Source organism: bacterium, assembly GCA_035528375.1.
In the GTDB taxonomy this organism is placed as follows: domain Bacteria; phylum RBG-13-66-14; class RBG-13-66-14; order RBG-13-66-14; family RBG-13-66-14; genus RBG-13-66-14.
In genome coordinates this window covers 1-5,250 of the sequence record DATKYS010000027.1, presented here as the reverse complement: position 1 = coordinate 5,250, position 5,250 = coordinate 1, and the positions used below count along the sequence as shown (strand labels likewise).

Genomic DNA, 5,250 nt, shown 5'->3' with positions numbered 1-5,250 from the left:
GCATATCTTCTGGCTTAGGGATACCGCCGGCAACCTCCAGATGTGGTACACACAGATAGACACCGCCGATGGTTCCTACCTGGTCGATCCGAAGCACCTCTTCGACTTCGACACCGACGCCGATTGGACGATGTACGCCGTCTGCGATGATGACGATAACGTTCATCTTCTCTACACAGGCTACGTCTGGAACGGCGAGGAATGGTACCGGTCACCTCTGCACGCGAAGGTTGATTCCACCGGCAACCTTCTCGCCTCCAACCACGTTATTTGTGACGACCCCGTGTACGCTTACGTTTCTTGGGATAAGGGAATGACGGTGGATTCCGATGGAAATGTCCATGTCGCTTACACATACTACACAGGTGTGACGGAAGATGATTATTCCGTCGCATACCGGAAGATTGACGGCGATGACGGCTCATACCTGACCGACCTGATAGATGTCGGGTACCCTACTCAGATTAAGAGTGATTACCTGCTTTACGAACCGTATGATGTCGAGCCCGCAATATGTATTGACTCTAATAATCACGTTCACATTTCCTACCGTCATGATGAAGATTACGAGAGTTACATCGGTTATGTAATTTTGGATCTGGATGGTAATGTGCTGGTTGAACCTAAGTTGGTTTTCATGGAACACGATGTCCAAATAGACGAGCGCAACTTCTTTATTACAGCCGATGAGAGAATTTTTCTGTTCGCGAATGTAACAGAGGGCTACGGCTTCTTCGAGTTCGACGAAAACGGCGACTTGATCGGCGAACCTCAGTGGTATACTCCGGATGTTATGGTCGGGTCTAACCAGATGGGGCCTTTTGGCGCTGTGGATGAGGACGGCCTTATTCGAACTGTAGGTCACATCCGCCAAGATTCCTGGGATTACGACATCGGTTACGTCCACCAGCTGGAGGGATCAGGCTTCGACGAGCCGGTTTTGTCCGCGGAAAATCACGACGACGGCATCCTCCTCTCCTGGCGGGAGGAGGGTGATCTGACCGGCTCATCCTGGCGTCTGGAGCGTGACGGAGAGAGTCTAGTCAACCTATCCGGCGATGCCATCTACCGCTACCTGGACCGCGACGCAGAGCCCAACGTAACCCACCTCTACATCCTCGAAGCCACGCTCCCCGACGGTTCCGTACGACGCTTCGGTCCCGTGGAGGCCACTTGGCAAGGATCGGACGCCGGCCGCTTCACCCTCTACGCGCCTTTCCCCTGCCCCGCTGCTGACCGGGTGACCTTGAGCTACTACCTGCCCGAGGGCACGAAAAACGTAGAGCTCTCGCTCTACGACCTCTCGGGCCGGCTCGTGGAGTCCTCCGTGAGCGTCCCCACCACCCCCGGCCGCCACGAAATCGCCTACGACACCTCGACGCTTCCACCCGGCGTGTATCTCGTCCGCCTCGCCGCCGATGCCGGCGCCCTTACGCGGCGGGTGGTGATTGCGCGTTAATTCGCGGGCGACCGTGGACGGTCGCCCCTACGGGTTGGATTCGCGGATTATCGTAGGGGCGGGTGTCCACACCCGCCCGTTATTTACCTCGACCCTCACCCTAACCCGTAGGCGAGCCTCTCTCCAGGGAGAGGGAAACGTTACACGCCGCGCTGTGGCGTTTTCACTTCGGTCGTCGGACTTTGTATAATCAAACCGCTCCTCTTTCCCGCGGCGAATATGGCGGCACACGCGAGTCTCAGTGAATCCCAGGCGCGGCGGCTGGCCCTGAAGTGCCAGCTCCTGGACGGCGACGCCGGTCTGCCCCCCGGCAAGGAGGGGGCGCTCCGCTGTGTCGAGCGGCTGGGCTACGTGCAGATAGACACGGTCAACGTCATCGAGCGCGCGCACCACCACACACTTTGGACCCGTGTTCCTGATTACCGCCCGGAGCACCTGGACGCGCTCCTGGCGGAGGATAGGAAGGTTTTCGAGTACTGGGGCCACGCGATGTGCTACCTGCCGCTGGCGGATTTCCGCTTCTACCTGGAAAAGATGCGCACCTTCCCCGCGTGGGCGAGTTGGCAGGGCCGCTTCCTGGAGAAGCACGCCGGGCTCATGGAGGAGGTGTACGCACGCATCCGCGCCGAGGGCCCCCTGGCGGCCAGGGACTTCGGCGGAACGGCCCAGAGCAAGGGCTGGTGGGAGTGGAAACCGGCCAAGATCGCCCTGGACCTTCTCTTCACCCAGGGACGGCTCATGGTGGACCGCCGGGAGCGGTTCCAGCGTTTCTACGACCTCACCGAGCGGGTGCTGCCCGACTGGGTGGACGTCACATTTCCCGACGAGGACGAACGGGAGCTCTTCTTCACCCGCCGGGCGCTCGCCGCTCACGGAGTCGCCACTCTGAACGACATCCGCCTCCACCTGCGACGGTCGCCGAAGAAGCGGAAGTGCGCGGACCGGCTCGTGGAGGAGGGCGAGGTGATTCCCGTGCGGGTCGAGGGTTTTAGCGCGGAGCTCTTCGCCCTGCGGGAGGTGCTCGACGCGATGGACGACGCGCCGATCGAAGGGTTGCACCTCCTGAGCCCTTTCGACAACCTCGTCATCCTGCGGGACAGGGTCAAGCGGCTCTTCGGATTCGATTACGCCCTGGAGTGCTACAAGCCCCCGGCGCAGCGGGTGATGGGCTACTTCGCGCTGCCGATTCTTTTCCGGGAGGAGTTCGTCGGTCGGGTGGACGCCAAGGCGGACAGGAAGGCGAAAAAGCTGCTGGTGCAGGGGCTGTGGTGGGGGGACGGCGTGCGCGTCGGGGAGGAGCTGAAGCGCGCGCTGAAGATGAAGCTCGAGGAACTGGCCGTCTTCAACGGCTGCGGGGAGGTGGTTGAGCGGACGAAGATGTAGAAGCCGGAGTAGTGTTTTAAAGAGGAGGAGGGATGAAATACTTCGTACTGGCCATCTTGTTATTCGTTTCCGGGGCCTGTTTTTCCGACGAAGAGCCCGTGGGAGCCGTGGAGGTGGAGCTGTATAAGCCGCCCTTCGAAGCGTGGCTGGCCGTTCACGGCGGGGCGCAAACCGACTTCGCCGGCTACTTCGGCGGCAGCGTCGGAGCCACGTTCAACTGGCTCCCGGGCGGCGGCGGATTCTACCTCGGGGCTGGGTACACGTACACCGGCGGCCACGTCGGCGCCGAGGGCATTTCCGGGGAGCTGAACCTGAACCAGTTTATGGGGCTCATCGGCTACGGCTTCATCGAATCGAACACCGTGATGGCGGTGGGCTTTCACCTGGGGCTGGCCTCGTTATCGGGGAAGTTGACCTCGGGCGAGGAGGAGGCCACAGGTTCGGCTTCGGTGTTCTGTATGGGCGCCATCGGTGTTTTCGACGTTCTTTTGGGGGACACCGGGGGCATCCACTTCGAGATACGGACCTCGTACCTCATGAGCAAAGAATCCTACTCCAAGCTGTACTCGCTGCACGTGGGGTATGCCTTCGCCCTATGAATCGGCGGATGCGGGAAGGGCAGTCGAGGGGCCGCCCTTTATTTGTAGTCCTTGAGGATGATTTTGGCGATGAGCCAGTCGCGGAGACGGACGGGGAGCTTCTCCACGAACGGACCGCTCCGGAGGGTGGCGCCGACGAGATAGCGGGCCCTCGGCCTCCGGCTCTCGAGGGCGCGGATGACCGTTCCCGCCACCCTTTCGGGCTCGATGGCCCCGGCCACGGTCCCGGCGGTGAACGCGAGGGCTCGCTCTATCATCGGGCCGTACAGTGCGCTTGCCTGGGTTTCCGCCCCGAGTTCCTCCCGTCGGTCCTGCGCCTTGTCCCAGATGGGCGTGGCGATGGGCCCCGGGTCCACGAGAATCACCAAAATACCCCAGGGACGCAGCTCCAGCCGCAGCGAGTCGTTCAGGGCCCGGAGAGCGAACTTCGAGGCGCAGTAGGGGCCGACGAGCGGCATGGCGCTCCAGCCCGAAACGGACCCGATGTTGACCACCCTGCCCCGCGCCTTCCGCAGAAGCGGCAGGAGGGCTTGCGTCACGGCGAGCTGGCCGAACAGGTTCACCTCGAACTGGCGGCGCAGGTCGTCGGGCGGCAGGAACTCCAGCGGGCCGGACACGTTGATTCCGGCGTTGTTGACCAGGCCGTGGAGCCCGGTCTCGCCCGATTCGGCCTCGATGAGGCGGGCGACTTCGGCAATCTGTTCGGGCCGGGTCACGTCGAGCATCACCGGCGACAGCTTCCCCTCCGCGGCGGCGAGGAGGTTCTCGGCGTCCTTCGACCGCCGGACCCCGGCATAGACGGAAAAACCCCGGCGCGCCAGCTCCAGGGCCGCGGCCCGGCCGATACCCGTCGAGGTCCCGGTGACCAGTACTGATGCGCCCCGCGTCATTCGCCCGTCCTTGGGGATTCTCGTGGATGATTATACAAGAAGGAGACAAGGGGTTTAAACCCCTTGCCACTACAAAAAGAAGGGCCGCCCGAGGGCGGCCCCATAATCAGAAGGTTGCCTTTATCTCCCCCCAGCTCATGGGCTCCACGCCCTCGCCCGACGGAACGCCCAGGATGGTGAAGAACGTCGAAAGGTTGTATTCGTCGCCGTTGCAGTGCGCGTTACCGCCCATCTCGCACAGCCAGTAACCGTTGAGAAGCCCGTTCCAGTACAGCTCCAGCCAAAACGTCGTACCGGCCTCGACGAAGACGTAGTCCTCCTCGTCCAATCTCAACTCCGTGCGGTACACGTCATCACCGTATGAGTCATCCCCTGTGTCTATGTCGGTTACGTCGGTAATGTCGGCCATCCATCTCCTGCCGCTCGGTCCGCCGTTGTAGTCGTAGAAAATAATGGCCGTGAAGGGCTTGGGGTGGTTGCCGTCGTAGCAGAACCAACAGTCAAAGCCCATTATCACGCCGGATTCCTCGAAGGTGAAGTCGTCCTGGGTTTGGTTACCGCCGTTGCTTGGAAGGCCCATCTCTAAAAGGTCGTAATCGTAGGGGTTTTCCCAAAGGACCTGCAGGTCGGGCGGAGGCGGGGCCGCTTGTGCAGCCTCGCCACCCCACACGGCCGCGCACGCGAGGGGCAATATAACTGCCAAAGCGCGCATCACGCACCTCCTGATTTTTTAAAAGGCTGAACGGTGCCCGGGCGCTAGTCCGAGAACCCCGCCTTTATCTCCCCCCAGCTCGCGGACTGAACGTCGGTGTCCAGGGGCGTGCCCAGGAGGCGGAAGAAGGCAGAGGCGTCGTATTGTGTCCACGTGTAGTACAGGTTTCCGGTGTTCCTTATCCCCCAATCGAAATTTTCGGCCACC

The 5,250-nt window shown here is 61.6% G+C and carries 5 protein-coding genes; 3 read left to right on the top strand and 2 right to left on the bottom strand.

Going from position 1 to position 5,250, the window contains the following annotated elements:
• Window positions 1–40 precede the first annotated feature (40 nt).
• From VM054_01540 to VM054_01530, 3 genes are all read left to right on the top strand, one after another.
• Window positions 41–1,459, top strand: a complete 1,419-nt coding sequence (locus tag VM054_01540; GenBank protein HUT97741.1) for a T9SS type A sorting domain-containing protein — start codon at window positions 41–43, stop codon at window positions 1,457–1,459.
• Window positions 1,460–1,678: 219 nt separating this feature from the next.
• Window positions 1,679–2,842, top strand: coding sequence for a crosslink repair DNA glycosylase YcaQ family protein (locus VM054_01535; protein HUT97740.1), 1,164 nt, complete (start codon window positions 1,679–1,681; stop codon window positions 2,840–2,842).
• A gap of 32 nt (window positions 2,843–2,874) precedes the next feature.
• Window positions 2,875–3,441 (top strand): hypothetical protein, encoded by a 567-nt coding sequence (locus tag VM054_01530; GenBank protein HUT97739.1) that lies wholly within the window; start codon window positions 2,875–2,877, stop codon window positions 3,439–3,441.
• A 38-nt stretch (window positions 3,442–3,479) separates the two neighbouring features.
• Here the strand turns inward: VM054_01530 and VM054_01525 are convergent, their stop codons facing one another.
• The gene (locus VM054_01525) at window positions 3,480–4,331 is read right to left on the bottom strand and encodes an SDR family oxidoreductase (GenBank protein HUT97738.1); all 852 of its coding nucleotides are present in this window, start codon (window positions 4,329–4,331) and stop codon (window positions 3,480–3,482) included.
• A gap of 106 nt (window positions 4,332–4,437) precedes the next feature.
• Window positions 4,438–5,043: a hypothetical protein gene (locus VM054_01520; protein HUT97737.1), complete on the bottom strand. Its 606-nt coding sequence runs from the start codon at window positions 5,041–5,043 to the stop codon at window positions 4,438–4,440.
• Window positions 5,044–5,250: the final 207 nt, after the last annotated feature.

What these genes read in the sequence shown, in the direction of transcription:
- VM054_01535 (HUT97740.1), top strand. Translation starts at nt 1,679, where the DNA reads ATGGCGGCACACGCGAGTCTCAGTGAATCCCAGGCGCGGCGGCTGGCC.
- VM054_01520 (HUT97737.1), bottom strand. Translation starts at nt 5,043, where the DNA reads ATGCGCGCTTTGGCAGTTATATTGCCCCTCGCGTGCGCGGCCGTGTGG.
- VM054_01540 (HUT97741.1), top strand. Translation starts at nt 41, where the DNA reads ATGTGGTACACACAGATAGACACCGCCGATGGTTCCTACCTGGTCGAT.
- VM054_01525 (HUT97738.1), bottom strand. Translation starts at nt 4,331, where the DNA reads ATGACGCGGGGCGCATCAGTACTGGTCACCGGGACCTCGACGGGTATC.
- VM054_01530 (HUT97739.1), top strand. Translation starts at nt 2,875, where the DNA reads ATGAAATACTTCGTACTGGCCATCTTGTTATTCGTTTCCGGGGCCTGT.